16 protein-coding genes are annotated in these 18,553 nt (G+C 71.6%); all 16 read left to right on the top strand.

The genetic code is table 11. The annotated features are described in order from the left end of the window. The first annotated feature begins 49 nt into the window (after window positions 1-49). The 16 genes from BJ979_RS13930 to BJ979_RS13855 all read left to right on the top strand — a co-directional run bounded on the left by BJ979_RS13930 (window position 50) and on the right by BJ979_RS13855 (window position 18,324). Entirely contained in the window at window positions 50-412 is a 363-nt protein-coding gene (locus BJ979_RS13930; protein ID WP_179568759.1) for a DUF3040 domain-containing protein, read from the top strand. 325 nt (window positions 413-737) lie between these two features. Beyond that, window positions 738-1,169, top strand: coding sequence for a division/cell wall cluster transcriptional repressor MraZ (gene mraZ / locus BJ979_RS13925; protein WP_179568757.1), 432 nt, complete (start codon window positions 738-740; stop codon window positions 1,167-1,169). A 103-nt stretch (window positions 1,170-1,272) separates the two neighbouring features. Then, window positions 1,273-2,232, top strand: coding sequence for a 16S rRNA (cytosine(1402)-N(4))-methyltransferase RsmH (rsmH, locus tag BJ979_RS13920; protein ID WP_179568755.1), 960 nt, complete (start codon window positions 1,273-1,275; stop codon window positions 2,230-2,232). After that, window positions 2,229-2,897 (top strand): cell division protein FtsL, encoded by a 669-nt coding sequence (ftsL, locus tag BJ979_RS13915; RefSeq protein ID WP_179568753.1) that lies wholly within the window; start codon window positions 2,229-2,231, stop codon window positions 2,895-2,897. The genes rsmH and ftsL overlap by 4 nt, the downstream gene beginning before the upstream one ends. A 31-nt stretch (window positions 2,898-2,928) precedes the next feature. Then, the gene (locus BJ979_RS13910) at window positions 2,929-4,734 is read left to right on the top strand and encodes a peptidoglycan D,D-transpeptidase FtsI family protein (protein ID WP_179568751.1); all 1,806 of its coding nucleotides are present in this window, start codon (window positions 2,929-2,931) and stop codon (window positions 4,732-4,734) included. Window positions 4,735-4,777: 43 nt separating this feature from the next. Further along, entirely contained in the window at window positions 4,778-6,325 is a 1,548-nt protein-coding gene (locus BJ979_RS13905) for a Mur ligase family protein (RefSeq protein ID WP_179568749.1), read from the top strand. After that, entirely contained in the window at window positions 6,322-7,752 is a 1,431-nt protein-coding gene (locus BJ979_RS13900) for a UDP-N-acetylmuramoyl-tripeptide--D-alanyl-D-alanine ligase (protein WP_179568747.1), read from the top strand. The genes BJ979_RS13905 and BJ979_RS13900 overlap by 4 nt, the downstream gene beginning before the upstream one ends. Next, window positions 7,749-8,849 carry a phospho-N-acetylmuramoyl-pentapeptide-transferase gene (gene mraY / locus BJ979_RS13895; protein WP_179568745.1) on the top strand — a complete coding sequence of 367 codons (1,101 nt, stop codon included), beginning with the start codon at window positions 7,749-7,751 and terminating at the stop codon, window positions 8,847-8,849. Before BJ979_RS13900 ends, mraY begins: the two co-directional genes overlap by 4 nt. Beyond that, entirely contained in the window at window positions 8,846-10,375 is a 1,530-nt protein-coding gene (gene murD / locus BJ979_RS13890) for a UDP-N-acetylmuramoyl-L-alanine--D-glutamate ligase (RefSeq protein ID WP_179568743.1), read from the top strand. Before mraY ends, murD begins: the two co-directional genes overlap by 4 nt. 130 nt (window positions 10,376-10,505) lie before the next feature. Further along, window positions 10,506-11,672, top strand: a complete 1,167-nt coding sequence (gene ftsW / locus BJ979_RS13885; RefSeq protein ID WP_343046712.1) for a putative lipid II flippase FtsW — start codon at window positions 10,506-10,508, stop codon at window positions 11,670-11,672. Next, the gene (locus tag BJ979_RS13880; RefSeq protein WP_179568741.1) at window positions 11,669-12,847 is read left to right on the top strand and encodes a UDP-N-acetylglucosamine--N-acetylmuramyl-(pentapeptide) pyrophosphoryl-undecaprenol N-acetylglucosamine transferase; all 1,179 of its coding nucleotides are present in this window, start codon (window positions 11,669-11,671) and stop codon (window positions 12,845-12,847) included. The genes ftsW and BJ979_RS13880 overlap by 4 nt, the downstream gene beginning before the upstream one ends. 9 nt (window positions 12,848-12,856) lie before the next feature. After that, window positions 12,857-14,254, top strand: coding sequence for a UDP-N-acetylmuramate--L-alanine ligase (gene murC / locus BJ979_RS13875; protein WP_179568739.1), 1,398 nt, complete (start codon window positions 12,857-12,859; stop codon window positions 14,252-14,254). A gap of 119 nt (window positions 14,255-14,373) precedes the next feature. Then, complete coding sequence (locus BJ979_RS18190; protein ID WP_343046711.1) at window positions 14,374-15,642, top strand: cell division protein FtsQ/DivIB; 1,269 nt, start codon at window positions 14,374-14,376, stop codon at window positions 15,640-15,642. 297 nt (window positions 15,643-15,939) lie between these two features. Further along, window positions 15,940-17,121 carry a cell division protein FtsZ gene (gene ftsZ / locus BJ979_RS13865; protein WP_179568737.1) on the top strand — a complete coding sequence of 394 codons (1,182 nt, stop codon included), beginning with the start codon at window positions 15,940-15,942 and terminating at the stop codon, window positions 17,119-17,121. 3 nt (window positions 17,122-17,124) lie between these two features. After that, on the top strand, window positions 17,125-17,832 hold the full coding sequence (locus BJ979_RS13860) for a YggS family pyridoxal phosphate-dependent enzyme (protein WP_179568735.1): 708 nt from the start codon (window positions 17,125-17,127) through the stop codon (window positions 17,830-17,832). Between the two features lie 33 nt (window positions 17,833-17,865). Further along, the gene (locus BJ979_RS13855; RefSeq protein WP_179568733.1) at window positions 17,866-18,324 is read left to right on the top strand and encodes a cell division protein SepF; all 459 of its coding nucleotides are present in this window, start codon (window positions 17,866-17,868) and stop codon (window positions 18,322-18,324) included. Window positions 18,325-18,553 lie beyond the last annotated feature (229 nt).

Raw genomic sequence — 18,553 nt, 5'->3', positions numbered from 1 at the left:
GACACGCACGCCGGCGAGCCGGTTGTGGGCCCGACGAAAGGCGACCGAGATGCCACTGTCCGAGCAGGAGCAGCGACTCCTCGACGAGATGGAGCGCAACCTCTACCAGAACGACGCCGACTTCGTGGCGACGGTCGGCACGGGGCGCTCGCGACCGGGCGTCGCCATCATCGCCCTCGGCGTGATCGCGGCCGTCGTCGGCATCGGGCTCCTCATCGTCGGCGTCGCGACGCGTCAGCCGATCATCGGCGCGGCCGGCTTCGTCTTCATGTTCGGCGGGGCGCTGTTCGCCATCTCTCCGCCGAAGCGCTTCCTGCGCCAGTCGGCGCCCAAGCCGGTCCGCGACAGCGGACTGCTGCACGATCTCGGCGAGCGCTTCGAGCACCGCCGCGACGGCGACCGGGACGCGTAGCCCGGCTCCTCCACTTCACTCCCACCTCACGAGGCCGACCTTCGGGTCGGCCTCTTTTTTGTGCGCCCGGCCCGGGATTCCGGGGACGACGGGCATCGCCGCGAGCGGAGTCGGCGCTCTCGGGCGCCCTGCGCGCCGCCGGCGCGGCTCGGAATCGGCTGTGACCGCGAAAACTCCTCCACATCCCACCACTGCGTGCTAACCCTGAAAAGACGGGCTTGAACCGCGAATAGGGGAGTGTCGAAGCGCGATTCTCGCTTGTTCGTGGAGGTTCGTGGAGTAAAGTGGAGGAACTAGGAGCAGGCCGGCGCGAGAGGGGGACGACATGCTGCTCGGCACGTTCGCACCCAAGCTCGACGACAAAGGGCGCATCATCCTGCCCGCCAAGTTCTGGGATGAGTTCTCCGGCGGCGTCGTGCTGACGCGCGGCCAGGAGCGCGCGGTCTTCATGTACAGCCAGCGCGAGTTCGAGAACGTGCACGAGCAGATGCGTCAGGCCTCCACCGGCAGCAAGCGCACCCGCGACTTCCTGCGCCTCTTCCTCTCCGGCGCGAGCCAGGAGATCCCCGACAAGCAGCGCCGCATCACGATCCCGCCACTGCTGCGCGAGTACGCCGGCCTCGACCGCGACCTCACCGTCATCGGTGCAGGAAGCCGCGCCGAGATCTGGAGCACCAGCGCCTGGAACGACTACACCGCCGCCACCGAGGCCGCGTTCGCCGACGCCGACGAGGAGGTGATCCCCGGGCTCTTCTGATGCTCCTCGGGCCCGACCCTCAGCCGCGCTCCCTGCCCCAACTTCCCCGGGGGCAGGCGGCAGCGGATGGGGATCAGGCCCGAGGATCACAGCCCGAGATCTCATGGCACACGACCAGATCCACATCCCCGTCCTGCTCGAGCGCTGCATCGAGCTGCTCGCCCCCGCCCTCGACCACGACGGCGCGGTGCTCGTCGACGCGACCCTCGGCCTCGGCGGTCACGCCGAGGCCTTCCTCGAGCGCTTCCCGAAGCTGCACCTCGTCGGCCTCGACCGCGACACCGAGGCGCAGCGTCTCGCCGGCGAGCGCCTCGCGCGCTTCTCCGACCGCCTCGACCTCGTGCACACCGAGTACCACCACCTGCGCGATGCCCTCGACTCGCTCGGCATCGAGAAGGTCTCCGGCTTCCTCTTCGACCTCGGCGTCTCGTCCATGCAGCTCGACCGCGCCGAGCGCGGCTTCGCCTACTCGCAGGATGCGCCGCTCGACATGCGCATGGACTCCACCGCCGAGCTCACGGCCGCGAAGGTGCTCGCCGAGTACGACGAGGGCGCACTGCGCCGCATCTTCCAGCAGTACGGCGAGGAGAAGCTCGCGTCACGCTATGCGCGCCGCATCGTCGAGCGACGCCAGGAATCGCCGCTGACGACCTCGGCCGAGCTCGTGCAGCTGCTGATCGACGCCACCCCCGCGGCGGTGCAGCGCGAGCGCAGCGGTCACCCGGCCAAGCGGGTCTTCCAGGCGCTGCGCATCGAGGTCAACGGCGAGCTCGACGGCGTCGAGCAGGCCATCCCCGCGGGACTCGACGCCCTCGAGCCGGGTGGGCGCATGGTCGTGCTCGCCTACCACTCGCTCGAGGACCGCATCGTCAAGCGCGAGTTCACCGCCCGCACCACCTCGACCGCCCCGCGCGGCCTGCCGGTGGAGCTGCCCGAGCACCGCCCGCAGTTCCGACTGCTGGTGCGCGGCGCCGAGCTGGCGAGCGACGACGAGAAGGACATCAACCCGCGAGCCGCGTCCGTGCGGCTGCGCGCAGCAGAGCGGATCACGGAGTCGGCATGAGCAACCTGGCAGCAGCGGTCGCTCGACCGCGCGAGCGCTCCCGCGAGGAGCAGCGCGAGCAGCGTCCGCACCTCGAGATCGCCGCGTCGCGGGCGCAGAAGCGCGCCCGCCCGCGGGTCGTCTACGCCCTCGCGGTCATCGCCGGCATCGGCGTCATCCTCATCGCGCAGCTGCTGATGAGCATCGTGACGGCCGACGGCGCCTACGAGATCTCGTCGCTGCAGACGAAGCAGAAGCAGCTCGGGCAGGAGCGCAAGGCGCTGAACGAGAAGCTCGAGGTGCTCGGCTCCACGCAGAACCTGACGCAGAACGCCGAGGCGCTCGGCATGGTCGCGAGCGGCAACCCGGTGTTCCTCGACGTCGCGAACGGCCGGGTCAGCGGAACCGCGACGCCCGACGGCGGCAGCATCACCGGCGGCGGGAACCTCATCGGCAACTCGCTGCTCACCGGCTCGAAGGCGGTCGACCCCGCCGCGATCGCCGCCGCCCGCGCCGCGGCCGACGCCGCGGCCGCCGGACAGCACACCGAAGACCCGACGCAGGGCTTCGACGGCGGCACCACGACCGGGGCAGATCCCACCTCCGGCGCGTCGGGCGCCGGCACCGGATCGGGCGACGTAGCGTCCGGAGCGGAGAACGTCATCCCCGCTCCGACCACCCGCTGACCACCAGACCGACTCGCAACCAGGGAGCAGCGTGCGCAGCCACCACAGCCGCAGTCAGCACAGCCGCAGCACGCGTCGCCGTCATGCCGTCGCGATGATCGTCGTCTTCGCGATCGTCGCGGTCTTCGGAGTGCGGCTGTTCGACTTCCAGGTCGTGCGCGCCGCCGAGCTGAACAAGGCCTCCGCGAGCAAGCAGACCGCCGTCACGAAGGTCTGGGGCACGCGCGGCTCGATCGTCGACGCGAACGGCGTCGTGCTGGCCGACAGCGTCGAGCGCTGGGACATCACCGCCTCGCCGAAGGACGTCGTCGTCGACGGCTTCGTGCGCAGCAAGAAGGCCAAGGACGGCACGGTCACCAAGGAGCACGTGTCGGTCATGGATGCGCTCGGCGAGATCGCCGAGATCACCGGCTCCGACACGAACAAGCTGTACGAGGACCTGAGCAAGGATCCGACCTCGAACTTCGCCTACCTCGTCAAGGGCGTGAAGCTCGACGTGTTCAACAAGGTCAAGGCGCTCGGCATCCCGTGGGTGTGGGACCAGCCGCATCCCGCCCGCACCTACCCGAACGGCGCCGTCGCGGGCAACCTCGTCGGCTTCCTCGGAACCGACGGCGCCCTCGCCGGCCTGGAGAAGTCGTACGACACCTGCCTCACCGGCACCGACGGCACCCAGACTTACGAGGTGAGCCGCGACGGCGTGCGGATGCCGGGCAGCACCGTGACCACGAAGCAGGCCGTCGACGGCGGCACGCTGAAGCTGACGATCGACTCCGACCTGCAGTACTTCGCCCAGCAGACCATCGCCGCGCAGGCGCAGGCGATGGGCGCCCAGTGGGCGACCGCGGCGGTCGTCGACGTGCGCACCGGCAAGCTCGTGGTCGCGGCCGACTACCCGAGCATCGACCCGAACGATCTCAACTCGGTTCCGGCCGAGTCGAGCGGCTCGCGCTTCTTCACCGCGCCCTACGAGCCGGGCTCGATCATGAAGCCGGCCACGGTCGCCTCGCTCATCGACGCGGGCGTGCTGCAGATCACCGACAAGTACACGGTGCCCGGCTGGTACACGAACGGGCTCCCCGCCGGATCGAAGATCGGCGACGTCTTCGCCCACGGCGACATGCACTGGACGGTCGCCGGCATCATCGAGCAGTCGTCGAACGTCGGCGTCTCGATGATCAGCGAGAAGCTCTCGCTGCCCAAGCGCACCGAGTACCTCAAGAAGTTCGGCTTCGGCACGAAGACCGGCGTCGGATTCCTCGGCGAGGAGTCGGGCACGGTGCAGAATCCGGTCGGCCTCGACCCGATCTCGAACAAGGCGCAGCAGTTCGGTCAGGCCATCAGCGTCACCTCGGCGCAGATGGCGAGCCTCTACCAGACCCTCGGCAACAACGGCGTGACCGTGCCGCTCAGCCTGGTCGAGGGATGCCAGCACAGCGACGGCACCGTGACCGAGGTCCCGACCCCGACCTCCACGCGCGTCGTGAGCGACTACGCCGCCCAGCAGACGCTGCTCGCGATGGAGACCGTCGCATCCAAGGGGCCGCTGAAGAGCACGATCTCGATCCCCGGCTACCGCATCGCGGCGAAGACGGGAACCGCCCAGGTCGGCGGCGCCGACGGCAAGTACGGCAGCGACCGCATCGTCTCGGTCGCGGGTCTGCTCAAGGTCGACGACCCGAACTACGCGGTTATCGTGACCCTCGGCCTGCCGACTAAGATCAAGACTTCGGCCGCAGCGGCCCCCGCTTTCGCTGCGATCATGAAGCAGGTCATCAAGACCTACCGGGTCCAGCCGTCCACCACGGCGACGCCCGACACTCCGACCGAGTGGTGAGCGGGCACCCCGGCGGCGCCCCATCGGAAGGAAGTCAGCCAGCGTGAGTTCTCGGATCCCTCCGGTTCTCCGTCCTGAGCACCCCGCCTCGCGGCCGCTCTCGCGGCTCGTCGACGAGTTCGACCTCGACCTGCGCGGCTCGGCCGACGGCGTCGAGGTCACCGGGATCACGCTCAACTCGACGGAAGTCCGCCCCGGCGACCTCTACGTGGGTCTGCGCGGTGCGAAGGCCCACGGGGCGAGCTACGCGGCGGACGCGGCCGCGGCCGGCGCTGTCGCGATCGTGACCGACGCCGCGGGCGCCGAGCTCTCGGCCGACGCCGGCCTGCCGACGATCGTCGTCGAGAACCCGCGCGAGGCCCTCGGCGAGCTGTCGAACTGGGTGTACCGCACCCGCGAGGACTCGCCGCTGATCTTCGGCACGACCGGCACGAACGGCAAGACCTCGACCTCGTACATCCTCGAGGGCATCCTCAAGCAGCTCGGCCTCATGACCGGGCTCAGCTCGACCTCCGAGCGGCACATCGGCGACCTCACGGTCGTCAGCCGCCTGACCACGCCCGAGGCGAGCGAGATGCACGCCCTGCTGGCGCGGATGCGCGAGGCCGGCGTGCGTGCCGTCGCCCTCGAGGTGAGCGCGCAGGCCCTCACCTGGAACCGCGTCGACGGCATCGTCTTCGACGTCGTCGCGTTCACGAACCTCAGCCACGACCACCTCGACGACTACGCCGACATGGAGGAGTACTTCCGCGCGAAGCTCCCGCTGTTCGACCCCGACCGCGCCAAGCGCGGCGTCGTGTCGCTCGACACCGCCTGGGGCGCCCGCGTCGTCGAGGAGTCGCGCATCCCGGTGACGACGATCTCGGCCCTGCCTGAGGTCGAGGCCGAGTGGCGCGTCGAGATCACCGAGGAGAGCGCCGAGCGCACCGGCTTCCGGCTGACCGGCCCCGAGGGCCGCACGCTCGAGACCTCGGTTCCGCTGATCGGCTGGCACATGGCCGCCAACGCCGGGCTCGCGATCGTCATGCTCGTCGAGGCGGGCTTCGAGCTGGAGGCGATCGGCCAGGCGCTCGACGCCGACGGCGGCATCCGCGCCTACCTGCCCGGTCGCACCGAGCGCGTCTCGGGCGACCGCGGCCCGAGCGTGTACGTCGACTTCGGCCACAGCCCCGACGCCTTCGAGAACACCCTCGCCGCCGTGCGCAAGTTCACGACCGGCCGCACGATCATGGTCTTCGGCGCCGACGGCGACCGGGATGCCACGAAGCGTCACGAGATGGGGCGCGTCGCGGCCGAGGGCAGCGACATCCTCGTCATCACCGACCACCACCCGCGCTTCGAGGACCCGACCTCGATCCGGGCCACCCTGCTCGAGGGCGCGGCCCTGGCCGAGCACCAGCCGGAGCAGACGCTCGAGGTGAGCCCGCCGGAGGCGGCCATCCGCGCGGCCGTGAACCTGGCCAAGGAGGGCGACTCGATCCTCTGGGCCGGCCCCGGCCACCAGGACTACCGCGACATCCGCGGCGTGCGCACCGAGTACTCGGCGCGCGACGAGGCCCGCGCGGCCCTGCGTGAGGCGGGCTGGGAGTGATCCGGCTGACGCTGGCCGAGATCGAGCGGATCCTCGGCGGACGCCTCGTGCTGCCGGCCGACGCCGCCGCGCGCGGTCTGGATGCCGACACGACCGTCGGGGGCCAGGTCGAGACGGATTCGCGTCTCGTCGGCGCCGGGTCGATCTTCTTCGCCCTGCCCGGCGAGGTCACCGACGGCCACCGCTTCGCGGCGGGCGCCGTGGATGCCGGAGCCGCGCTGATCGTGACCGAGCGCGAGCTCGAGCTCGGCACGCCGCAGATCGTCGTCGCGAACGGCGTGCTCGCCCTCGCCGACCTCGCCCGCGAGGTCGTGGCCCGGGTGCGCGCGCACGGCCGGCTCAAGGTCGTCGGCATCACCGGCTCGAACGGCAAGACCACCACCAAGAACCTGCTGCGCGCCGTGCTGAGCGCGCAGGGACCGACCGTGGCCCCGCCCGGCTCGTTCAACAACCACGTCGGCGCCCCGGTGTCGATGCTGCGCGTCGACGACGACAGCGAGTTCCTCATCGTCGAGATGGGCGCGGCCGGCGTCGGCGAGATCGCCCGGCTGGTGGGCATCGTCACGCCCGACGTGTCGGTCGTGCTCAAGGTGGGCCTCGCGCACGCGGGCGAGTTCGGCGGCATCGAGCAGACCCAGCGCGCTAAGTCGGAGATCGTCACCGAGCTGCCCGCCACCGCGGCCGCCGTGCTCAACGCCGACGACCCCCGCGTGATCGCGATGCGCGAGGTGACCGCCGCGCGCGTCATCACCTTCGGCCTCGGCGGCGCCGAGGTGCGCGCCGAGGACGTCGAGCTGCGTCCGAGCGGCACCGCCTTCACCTACGTCGCCGACGACGAGCGCACCCCGGTGATCCTGCGCATCCTCGGCGAGCACCACGTCTACAACGCCCTCGCCGCGCTGACGGTCGCGCGCGAGCTCGGCGTGCCCCGGGCCGCGGCCATCGCCGCGATCGAGCAGGTGCCGCGCGCCGAGCGCTGGCGCATGGAGCTGCTCGAGCCGGGCGACGGCGTGACCGTCATCAACGACGCCTACAACGCGAGCCCCGACTCCACGGCCGCCGCGCTCAAGACCCTCGCGCAGCTCGCCGCCGCCGAGGGGCGCCGCTCGATCGCCGTGCTCGGCGAGATGGCGGAGCTGGGGGAGTACGCCGACGAGGAGCACGACCGCATCGGGCGTCTCGCCGTGAGGCTCGACATCCGCCAGCTGGTGGTCGTCGGCCAGAGCGCCCGCCACATCCACAACGCCGCCGGGCTCGAGGGCTCGTGGGACGGGGAGTCGATCCTCGTCGACGATGCCGACGCCGCCTACGATGTGCTTCGTGGACTGCTCCGGTCGGGTGATGTCGTGCTCGTGAAGTCGTCGAAGTCGGCAGGACTGCGCTTCCTGGGCGATCGTCTCGGCGGCGTCGAGGAGGTCTCCGCATGATCGCGCTGCTCGTCGCCGGCGGGTTCGGCATGCTGTTCACGCTGTTCGGCACCCCGCTCTTCATCCGCCTCTTCCGCAAGGTCGGCTGGGGCCAGTTCATCCGCGACGACGGACCTCAGAGCCACCACACGAAGAAGGGCACGCCCACGATGGGCGGCATCGTCTTCATCCTCGGCTCCGGACTCGGCTACCTCGTCGGGCACCTGGTGGCGCGCGAGCCGATGACCTTCGTCGGGCTCATGGTGCTGCTGCTCATGTTCGGCCTCGGACTCGTCGGCTTCGTCGACGACTTCCTCAAGACGCGCAAGCAGCGCAGCCTCGGCCTCGGCGGCTGGGCGAAGATCGCCGGTCAGGTGATCGTCGGCATCATCTTCGCGGTGCTCGCCCTCGTCGTCGTCAAGGACGAGCACGGCCTGACCGCCGCCTCGACCCAGCTGTCGTTCATCCGCGACATCGACTGGCTCGACCTCGCGATCTTCGGCACCGTCGGCGCGGTCATCGCCTTCGTCATCTGGACGAACGTGATCGTCGTCAGCGCCTCGAACGGCGTCAACGTCGCCGACGGCCTCGACGGCCTCGCGACCGGCGCCGCGATCCTCACCATCTCGGGCTACCTGCTGATCGGCTTCTGGCAGTTCAACCAGTGGTGCTTCAACCCGAACGTCGACGACACCGTGCTCTACAAGTGCTACGAGGTGCGCGATCCGCTCGACCTCGCGGTCGTGGCGGCGGCGATCGTCGGCAGCCTCATCGGCTTCCTCTGGTGGAACACCTCGCCCGCGCAGATCTTCATGGGCGACACCGGCTCGCTCGGCCTCGGCGGCGCGATCGCCGGTCTCGCGATCCTGACCCGCACCGAGATGCTGCTCGTGCTGCTCGGCGGTCTGTTCGTCATCGTGACCGGCTCGGTCGTCGTGCAACGCGCCTACTTCAAGATCACCAAGGGCAAACGCATCTTCCTGATGTCGCCGCTGCACCATCACTTCGAGCTGAAGGGATGGGCGGAGGTCACGGTCGTCGTGCGCTTCTGGATCATCGCCGGACTCTTCGTGGCGGCCGGCGTCGGCCTGTTCTACCTGGAGTGGGTCAGTCGATGACCCGCGACCTCGCGGAGCTCACCAGCTGGAACTCCGACTGGACGGGGCTCCGCGTCGCGGTGCTCGGGCTCGGCGTCACCGGCTTCTCGGTCGCCGACACGCTCGCCGAGCTCGGCTCGGAGGTCGTCGTCGCGGCCGCGCACGGCTCGGATGAGCACCTGCAGCTGCTCGATGTGATCGGCGTGCGCTTCATCCCCGCACCGGATGACCGCGCCGTGCCGACCGCCCTCGAGGACTTCGACCCCGAGCTGATCGTCGTGTCGCCCGGGTACCCGCCCGTGCATCCGCTGCTCGCCTGGGCTGAGCGCCACGGCATCCCGATCTGGGGCGACATCGAGCTCGCCTGGCGGGTGCGCGACAAGGTGCGCGCGGCCGAGTGGATCGCGATCACCGGCACCAACGGCAAGACGACGACGACCGAGCTGACGGCGACGATGCTGGTCGCCGCGGGTCTCAAGGCCGCGCCGGCGGGCAACATCGGCATCCCGGTGCTGGATGCGGTGCGCGACCCCGAGGGCTTCGATGTGCTCGTCGTCGAGCTCTCCAGTCACCAGCTGCACTGGTTCGACCGCAACGAGGGCGGCGAGATCGCCCCCCTCGCGAGCGTCTGCCTGAACCTCGCCGACGACCACCTGATCTGGCACGGCTCGGCTCAGGCCTACCGCGACGCGAAGGCGAAGGTCTACACGCGCACGAAGCTCGCCTGCGTGTACAACGTCACCGACCTCGCGACCCGCGAGATGGTCGAGGACGCGGAGGTGCAGGACGGCGCGCGCGCGATCGGATTCGGCCTCGGCATCCCCGGCCCCTCCGACCTCGGCATCGTCGAGGGCGTGCTGGTCGACCGCGCGTTCCTCGAGGAGCGCCGCACGAGCGCACTCGAGATCGCGACCCTCGACGACCTGCGCGAATCGGGTCTCGCGTCGCCGCACATGGCGCAGAACGTGCTCGCCGCCGCGGCGCTCGCCCGCGCCGCCGGCGCGACGCCCGCGCAGGTGCGCGAGGGCATCCGCGCCTTCCGTCTCTCGCCGCACCGCACCGAGCGCGTGCACGAGGCCGGCGGCGTGATCTGGATCGACGACTCGAAGGCCACCAACGCGCACGCCGCGAACTCGTCGCTGAGCTCCTTCGGCTCGGTCGTCTGGGTCGTCGGCGGGCTGCTCAAGGGCATCGACATCGCCCCGCTGGTCGAGAAGCACGCCGCGCGGCTGCGCGGCGCGGTCGTGATCGGCGTCGACCGCGCGGCGGTCGTGGACGCGTTCGCGCGACACGCGCCCGGCGTGCGGCTGGTCGAGGTCGACGAGCCGCAGACTGACTCCGTGATGCCCGCCGCGGTCCGCGCGGCGGCGGCTCTGGCACAGGACGGCGACGTCGTGCTGCTGGCGCCGTCGGCGGCATCGATGGACCAGTTCACCGACTACGCCGACCGCGGGCGACGCTTCGCGGAGGCGGCGCGCAGTCAGCTCGAGGGAGGCGACCGTGACCACGATGCGGGAGCCGACCCGACCGGGGGGCCGAACGCCTGACGGGCGGGCCGGACGCACGCGTCCGGCATCCAGTCGATCCTCGGCGCCGAGCGAGGCGGGGACGACGAACGCCGGAGTCGGCGCTGTCGCCGGTGGCCCGACGCACTCGGGTCGTCGCGCCCGTGTCGTCGTGCGGCGGATCTTCGCCGCCGAGACGCCCGAGTACTTCGTGCTGCTCGGCACGACGCTGTTCCTGGTCATCTTCGGCCTCGTGATGGTGCTGTCGTCGTCGTCGGTGGAGTCGTTCTCGAACACCGACGACTTCTTCGCCCGCTTCGCCCGCCAGGCGCTCTTCGCCGCGATCGGCGTGCCGCTCATGCTGATGCTCTCGCGCCTGTCGCCCGCCGTGTACCGGCGCTGGGCCTGGTGGGCGGTCGGCGCCGGCGTCGTGATGCAGCTGCTCGTGTTCGCGCCCGGCATCGGCACCGAGGGCGAGTTCAACAACAACTGGATCAAGATCGGCGGCTTCACCTTCCAGCCGTCGGAGTTCGTGAAGCTCGCGCTCGTCGTCTGGCTCGCGGTCGTGCTCGCGCGCAAGGCAGACCAGGGCCTGCTGGGGCAGTGGAAGCACGTCGCCCTGCCGGTCGCGCCGGTCGCCGCGATCTCGATCGGCCTGGTGCTGCTCGGCAAAGACCTCGGCACCGTGATGATCATGGTCGGCATCGTGCTCGGCGCCCTGTTCTTCGCCGGCGTCAAGCTGCGCTACCTGCTGCTGTCGTCCGCGGCGCTGGCGATCATGGCGGTCCTCGTCGCGAAGGGCAACACCTCGCGCTCCGACCGCATCACCGCGTGGCTCAACGGCTGCTCGAACCCGGCCGACTACGAGCTGAGCTGCTGGCAGTCGATCCACGGCTGGTGGGCGCTCGCGGGCGGCGGTCTCTTCGGCAAGGGGCTCGGCAACTCGACCGCGAAGTGGTCGTGGCTGCCGGCGGCCGACAACGACTTCATCTTCGCCGTGATCGGCGAGGAGCTCGGGCTCGTCGGCGCCGTGCTGCTGCTGCTCGTCTTCGCGGGTCTGGCGATCTGCTTCATCCGCGTCATGCGCATGCAGACCGAGCTGTTCCCGCGTGTCGCCGTCGGCGCCGCGATGGTGTGGATCGTCGGCCAGGCGCTCGTCAACATCGCCGTGGTGCTCGGTCTGCTGCCGGTGCTGGGCGTGCCGCTGCCCTTCGTCTCCTCGGGCGGTTCCGCGCTCGTGACGAACCTCGCGGCCGTCGGCGTGGTGCTGTCCTTCGCGCGCACGAGGCCGGTGCGGCGCGAGCCGGGTCTCGTGGATGCGGCAGACTCGCTGCGGTGAGCGTCTACCTCTTCGCCGGCGGCGGCACCGCCGGCCACGTCAACCCCCTGCTCGCGACCGCCGACCGGCTGCGCGAGCGCGAGCCCGACGCCGAGATCCTCGTGCTGGGCACGGCGGAGGGTCTGGAGGCGCGCCTCGTGCCCGAGCGCGGCTACGAGCTCGTGACGATCCCGAAGCTGCCGTTCCCGCGCCGCCCGAACGCGGCGGCGCTGCGCTTCCCCGGCGCGCTGAAGGCCACGATCGATCAGGTGCGCGGCATCATCCGCGATCGCCACGTGGATGTCGTCTTCGGCGTCGGCGGCTACGCGGCCGCCCCGGCGTATCTCGCCGCGCGCGCCGAGAAGGCCCCGCTGGTCATCCACGAGGCCAACGCCAAGCCCGGGATGGCGAACCGTCTCGGCGCTCGCCTGACGCGATTCGTCGGCGTGCTGTTCCCGTCGACCCGTCTCGCTCACGCCCGCGTCGTCGGGCTGCCGCTGCGCCGCGAGGTCGAGCAGGTCGACGTGCCGGCCGCCCGCGCCGAGGCGCAGGCGCTCTGGGGACTCGACCCGCGCCGTCCCACGCTGCTCGTCACCGGCGGCTCGCTCGGCGCCCGCCGCATCAACGAGACGGTGTCCACCTCGATCGCGGCGATCCTCGGCACCGGCTGGCAGGTGCTGCACATCACCGGCACGACCGCGACGGTCGCCGACCCGGGCCTCGCCGGCTACCGCATCCTCGAGTACTGCGACCGCATGGAGCTCGCGCTGGCGAGCGCCGACTTCGCCGTGTCGCGCGCCGGCGGCAGCACCCTCGCCGAGCTCGGCGCCCTCGGCATCCCGAGCGTGCTCGTGCCCTACGCGGTCGGCAACGGCGAGCAGGCGCTCAACGCGCGCGACCTGGTCGGCGCCGGGGGAGCGGTGCTGGTCGCCGACGCGGAGTTCACCCCGCAGTGGGTCGACCGCGCGCTGCTGCCGCTGCTCGACGACCGCGCGCGCGTCGCCGAGATGGCGGCCCGGGCCGCGGCGCAGGGCGTGCGCGACGGCGCCGACCGCATGGTCGACCTGTTGATCGAGGCGCGGGAGTCGCGCTCGACCGCCACGGCCGCGCCCGGCTCGGCCGCGCCCGGCTCGGCCGCGCCCGGCTCGCCCGCGCAGCCCGCGCCGAAGCCGGAAGCCGACGCCTCCGCCGAGTAGCCTGGGCGAATGCCCGTCAAGCCCGATCTGACCATCGACGTCCCCGAGAACCTGGGCCGCGTGCACTTCATCGGCATCGGCGGATCGGGCATGAGCGGCATCGCGCACATGATGCTCGACGCCGGCGTCGAGGTCAGCGGCTCCGACCGCGACGAGACGCCGTATCTCGAGCGGCTGCGCGAGCGCGGCGCCCGCATCCACGTCGGGCACGACGCCGCGAACCTCGGCGACGCCGACACGATCGTGTTCACGAGCGCCATCTGGCCCGAGAACCCCGAGTACGTGCTGGCGCAGCAGAAGGGCCTCGTGCAGCTGCACCGCTCGCAGGCGCTGCACTGGCTCTCGCGCTCCCGCCGCGTCGTCTCGGTCGCGGGTGCGCACGGCAAGAGCACCACGACGGGCATGATCGTGACCCTGCTCGATCAGCTGGAGCAGCGCCCGAGCTTCGTCAACGGCGCCATCATCCAGTCGCTGAAGACCAGCTCGGCCAGCGGCGACGGCGAGCTGTTCGTGCTCGAGGCCGACGAGTCCGACGGCTCCTTCCTGCTCTACGACACCGCCGCGGCGGTCATCACGAACGTCGACCCGGTGCACCTCGACCACTACGGCTCGCGCGAGGGCTACCTCGACGCCTTCCGCACCTTCGCCGCCCAGGCGCGCGAGTTCATCGTCGCGGGCGACGGCGACGACCTGGATGCGGTGCTCGACAGCGTCGTCGACGGCCCGCGCATCGTGCGGGTCGGCGAGAGAGCCGACGCCGACTACCGCGTCGTCGACATCGTCGCGGGGGAGCAGGTCACCTTCTCGATCGTCGCGGGCGGAAGCTCCTACCCCGCGCGCCTCGAGATCGCCGGCCGTCACAACGCCCTCAACGCCGCCGTCGCCGTGGCCACGGTCGTCGAACTCGGCCAGCCGATCGAGGCCGCGATCGCCGCGCTCACGGCCTTCGGCGGCACCAAGCGCCGCTTCGAGTTCAAGGGCGAGGTGCGCGGAGTGTCGGTGTTCGACGACTACGCGCACGAGCCGGCCGAGGCCGCGGCCGCGGTGGCGAGCGCGCGCTCGGTCGTCGGCGAGGGCCGGGTCATCGCGATCCACCAGCCGCACCTCTTCTCGCGCACGCAGATGTTCTCGGGCGAGTTCGCGAAGGCCTACGAGGCCGGCGCCGACTACACGATCGTGCTCGCGGTCGACGGCGCGCGCGAGAACCCGATCCCCGGGGTGAGCGGCCAGCTCGTGGTCGACGGCTTCGAGGACAAGAGCAAGGTCGTGCTGATCGAGGACTGGGCGCAGGCCGCTGAGCACCTCGCGTCGGTCGCGCGCGACGGCGACCTCGTCATGACGCTCTCCTGCGGCACCGTCTACCAGCTCGTGCCGCAGCTGCTCGAGGCGCTCGAGTCGCGTCGCTGACGGGGCGGGACCTCGCCGACGCGTCCGTCGGCCGTGCATCCCGGGAGACGACCCGCGACTCGCCGGGGCCGCCGTGTCGCTGACACGGGCGGGCGGATGATCGTGGCTACCCTGAGCAGGTGAAGCGGCCCGAGGGCTTCGATCGCCCGACCGGCGCGGAGCAGAGCGAGCGCGTGGCCCGTGAACCGCGGCCGCCGCGCTTCCGGCTCTCGCCGTCGCGCCGCGATGGCGCAGCGGAGAAGCCGGCACCGGACGCTCGCTCGGCGTCGTCGCGCCCGCCCGCCTCGCCGGCCTCCTCGCCTGACGGTCCGGCGTCGACACGGGGATCGTCGTCCGCCGCATCGGCACCCCGTGCCGCATCGGCATCCCGTGCCGCATCGGCACCCCGTGCCGCATCCGACTCCGCCGCCGCGCGACGACCGGCGGCTCCGGCGTCGCCATCCGGCGCCGCGGCGTCGACCGGCGCCGCACCGCGCCGCCCCGATCGCGGCGGCGATGCGACCGCGCGCGCGGCCGCGTCGGAGCCCGCCGCGAAGCCGACGCGGGCCGCCCGCGCGCCCCGTCCGCCGCGCCCGGAACCCGATCGCGAGGCCGCACGCGTCGCCGAGCGCGAGCGCGACGCCAAGGCCGAGGTGCGTGCCGCGGCCCGTGCCCGCCGTCGCGAGGAGAAGCGCGAGATCCGCCGCTTCACCCGGCGCGCCCGCCATCGTCGCATCGTGCTCATCTCGGCGAGCTCGGTCGTGCTCGCCATGATCGCGATCGTCGTGGCCGCCGTCTTCTCGCCTCTGCTCGCGCTCAAGACGATCACCGTCGACGGCACCTCGCGCCTCGACGCCGCCCAGCTGAGGGATGCGGTCGACGGTCAGATGGACACGCCGCTCGCCCTGCTCGACACCGCGCGCATCGAGAAGCAGCTGAGCGGGTTCTCGCTCATCCGCAGCTACTCGACCACGATCGTGCCGCCGCACACGCTGCAGATCCACATCGTCGAGCGCGTGCCGGTCGGGGTGCTGCAGACCGCCGACGGCTTCGAGCTCGTCGACCCGGCGGGTGTCACGGTGGAGAAGAGCGACGCACGCCCGCAGGGGGTTCCGCTCATCCAGCTCGCCGCCTCCGACGACGCGAAGAGCTCGGCGTTCCGGTCGATGGCGGATGTGCTGCTCGCGATGCCCGAGGCGCAGCGCGCACAGGTCGACTCGATCACGGCGCGCACCCGCGACGACGTCACGCTGACGCTGATCGGCGGCACGCAGAAGGTCGTCTGGGGCGGCTCCGACGATTCGGCACGCAAGGCCCAGGTGCTGCAGGCGCTGCTCGGCGTCAACGGGGGAGCGCCCGGCATCTACGATGTCTCGGCTCCGGGCAGCGCCGTCTTCCGCGCCGGCTGACCGACCCCGCCGACGAGCCCTCGATCCGTGTCGGTGCCGTCGTCCCAGCTGTCCGTTCGCCGGTCCGCGATGTGCGGTCGGGGCCGCCGCATCAGTGTGCTCTCGAACGCCCGAGAAGCGAGGGGATCTCGCGGTCTCGACCATCTGAGCGGCTCGCCGGCACGACTTCGCGCGACACGCCCCGCGGGTCGAGGTCGTGCTCGGGATCGCGCCCTACCGTGATCACTGAGATTCGACAGATGAGGAAATCTTAAGCTTCAAGTAGAGGTTTAAGGTTGATCCTCGAAGGGGCCGGCCGTGACTTCAAACCAGAACTACCTCGCCGTGATCAAGGTCGTCGGCATCGGCGGTGGCGGCGTCAACGCCGTCAACCGCATGATCGAGCTCGGACTCCGCGGAGTCGAGTTCATCGCGATCAACACCGACGCGCAGGCGCTGCTCATGAGCGACGCCGACGTCAAACTCGACGTCGGCCGCGAGCTGACCCGCGGACTCGGCGCCGGCGCCGACCCCGAGGTCGGCCGCCGCGCGGCGGAGGACCACGCCGAGGAGATCGAGGAGGCGCTGGCCGGCGCCGACATGGTCTTCGTGACCGCGGGTGAGGGCGGCGGCACCGGCACCGGCGGCGCGCCCGTCGTGGCCCGCATCGCCAAGTCGATCGGCGCCCTGACGATCGGCGTCGTGACCAAGCCCTTCGGCTTCGAGGGCAAGCGTCGCCAGGCCCAGGCGGAGCAGGGCGTCGCGACCCTGAAGGACGAGGTCGACACCCTCATCGTCGTGCCCAACGACCGCCTGCTCGAGATCAGCGACCGCGGCATCTCGATGCTCGAGGCCTTCAGCACCGCCGACCAGGTGCTGCTCGCCGGTGTGCAGGGCATCACGGATCTCATCACCACCCCGGGTCTCATCAACCTCGACTTCGCCGACGTCAAGAGCGTCATGCAGGGGGCCGGCTCCGCCCTCATGGGCATCGGTGCGAGCCGCGGCGCCGACCGCGCCATCAAGGCCGCCGAGCTCGCCGTCGCGAGCCCGCTGCTCGAGGCCTCGATCGACGGCGCCCACGGCGTGCTGCTGTCGATCCAGGGCGGATCGAACCTCGGCATCTTCGAGATCAACGACGCGGCCCGTCTCGTGCAGGAGGCCGTGCACCCCGAGGCGAACATCATCTTCGGCGCCGTCATCGACGACACCCTCGGCGACGAGGTGCGCGTCACCGTCATCGCCGCCGGCTTCGACGGCGGCGAGCCGGCGCCCCGCGCCTTCGACCGCGACGAGGCCGCTGCCGCGCTGCCCGGCGCGACGCCGCCGGCTGCCGCGAGCACCGCCGAGCGTCTGGCCGCCGCCCCGGCGCCGTCGCCCGACTCGGCCTCGACGAACAACTGGGCCGCCCGCGAGAGCGAGCAGCCCGCCGTCGCCCCGGCCGCCGACCGCGACTTCGATGACGACGACGAGATCGACGTCCCCGACTTCCTCAAGTAAGCCGTGAGCGAGCTCGCCGACCGCCTGGCCGCGACCGACGCCCGCATCGCCGAGGCGGCGCGCGCGGCCGGGCGCGACCCCGGCGAGCTCACCCGCATCGTCGTCACGAAGTTCCACCCGGCGTCGCTCGTGCGCGAGCTCGCCGAGCTGGGCGTGCGCGACGTGGGCGAGAGCCGGCACCAGGAGGCCGGGCCCAAGGCCGACGAGCTGGCCGATCTCGACCTGCGCTGGCACTTCATCGGCCAGCTGCAGAGCAAGAAGGCCCGGCAGGTGCGCGAGTACGCGCAGGTGCTGCACTCGCTCGACCGCGACTCGGTGGTGGATGCGCTGGGTCGCTCCGCCGCCGACGCCCCGCCGGTCGAGGTGTTCCTGCAGGTCGACCTCGACCCGGAGACCGACGCCGCCGCCGAGGCCGGGGAGGCCGGACGCGGGGGAGCCGCGCCGAGCCGGGTCGCGTCGCTGGCCGAGCGCATCCTCGGCACTCCCGGACTGGACCTCGTCGGCGTCATGGCGGTCGCCCCGCTCGGCGCCGAGCCGCGGCCCGCCTTCGCCCGACTGCGGGCGGTGTCGGAGGGGCTGCGCGAGCTCGCGCCGAGCGCGACCGCGATCTCGGCCGGCATGTCGGGCGACTACGCCGAGGCGATCCTCGAGGGCGCGACACACCTTCGCATCGGGACCGCAATCACGGGGAATCGCCCTCCCCGCGGTTAATCTCGACACGAACCACGATCCCCGGAGGACGAAATGGCGAACCCGCTGCGCAAGACCATGGTCTATCTCGGTCTGGCCGACGAGGAGTACGACGAGCCTGAGGCCCCCCAGCAGCCTGTCGCGCCGGCCCCCGCCGCTGCCGCGCCGACCCGTGCCCCCGTGACGCCGCTGCGTCGCCCGACCCCCGCGCGTGCGGCAGCGCCGAGCGACATGAACGAGATCCTCACGGTTCACCCCCGCCAGTACAAGGACGCCCGCGTCATCGCCGAGAGCTTCCGCGAGGGCATCCCGGTCATCATCAACCTGAGCCAGATGAGCGACGGCGACGCCCGCCGCCTCATCGACTTCGCGAGCGGCCTCTCCCAGGGCCTGCAGGGCACGATCGAGCGCGTCACGAGCAAGGTCTTCCTGCTCTCGCCGCAGCACGTCGCGGTCAGTGGCGAGCAGAGCGAGTCGGAGACCGACGTCGAGGCCGGCTTCTTCGCGCACTGAGCCTCCGGCTCCCCGAACCCCCGGCGCCGCGAGGCGCGCGATGCCCCCGCATCCCTGACGGATGCGGGGGCATCGTCATGCGTGCCTCGCCCGGGGCGTGACCGCGTGCGTCGCGACAGGCCCGGCACGGAGGTCGTCGTCAGGATCGCGCGCGGTAGGGTTGTCGTCAGCGCGCGATACCCGACCGGCATGCCTGGCTCAGATCGCGCCGTTCCGCAGGCCTTGAGAG

The organism is Schumannella luteola (genome assembly GCF_013408685.1).
GTDB lineage: Bacteria > Actinomycetota > Actinomycetes > Actinomycetales > Microbacteriaceae > Schumannella > Schumannella luteola.
This window is presented reverse-complemented; position numbering and strand designations above follow the sequence as displayed.

What these genes read in the sequence shown, in the direction of transcription:
- BJ979_RS13930 (WP_179568759.1), top strand. Translation starts at nt 50, where the DNA reads ATGCCACTGTCCGAGCAGGAGCAGCGACTCCTCGACGAGATGGAGCGC.
- mraZ (WP_179568757.1), top strand. Translation starts at nt 738, where the DNA reads ATGCTGCTCGGCACGTTCGCACCCAAGCTCGACGACAAAGGGCGCATC.
- rsmH (WP_179568755.1), top strand. Translation starts at nt 1,273, where the DNA reads ATGGCACACGACCAGATCCACATCCCCGTCCTGCTCGAGCGCTGCATC.
- ftsL (WP_179568753.1), top strand. Translation starts at nt 2,229, where the DNA reads ATGAGCAACCTGGCAGCAGCGGTCGCTCGACCGCGCGAGCGCTCCCGC.
- mraY (WP_179568745.1), top strand. Translation starts at nt 7,749, where the DNA reads ATGATCGCGCTGCTCGTCGCCGGCGGGTTCGGCATGCTGTTCACGCTG.
- murD (WP_179568743.1), top strand. Translation starts at nt 8,846, where the DNA reads ATGACCCGCGACCTCGCGGAGCTCACCAGCTGGAACTCCGACTGGACG.
- murC (WP_179568739.1), top strand. Translation starts at nt 12,857, where the DNA reads ATGCCCGTCAAGCCCGATCTGACCATCGACGTCCCCGAGAACCTGGGC.
- BJ979_RS13855 (WP_179568733.1), top strand. Translation starts at nt 17,866, where the DNA reads ATGGCGAACCCGCTGCGCAAGACCATGGTCTATCTCGGTCTGGCCGAC.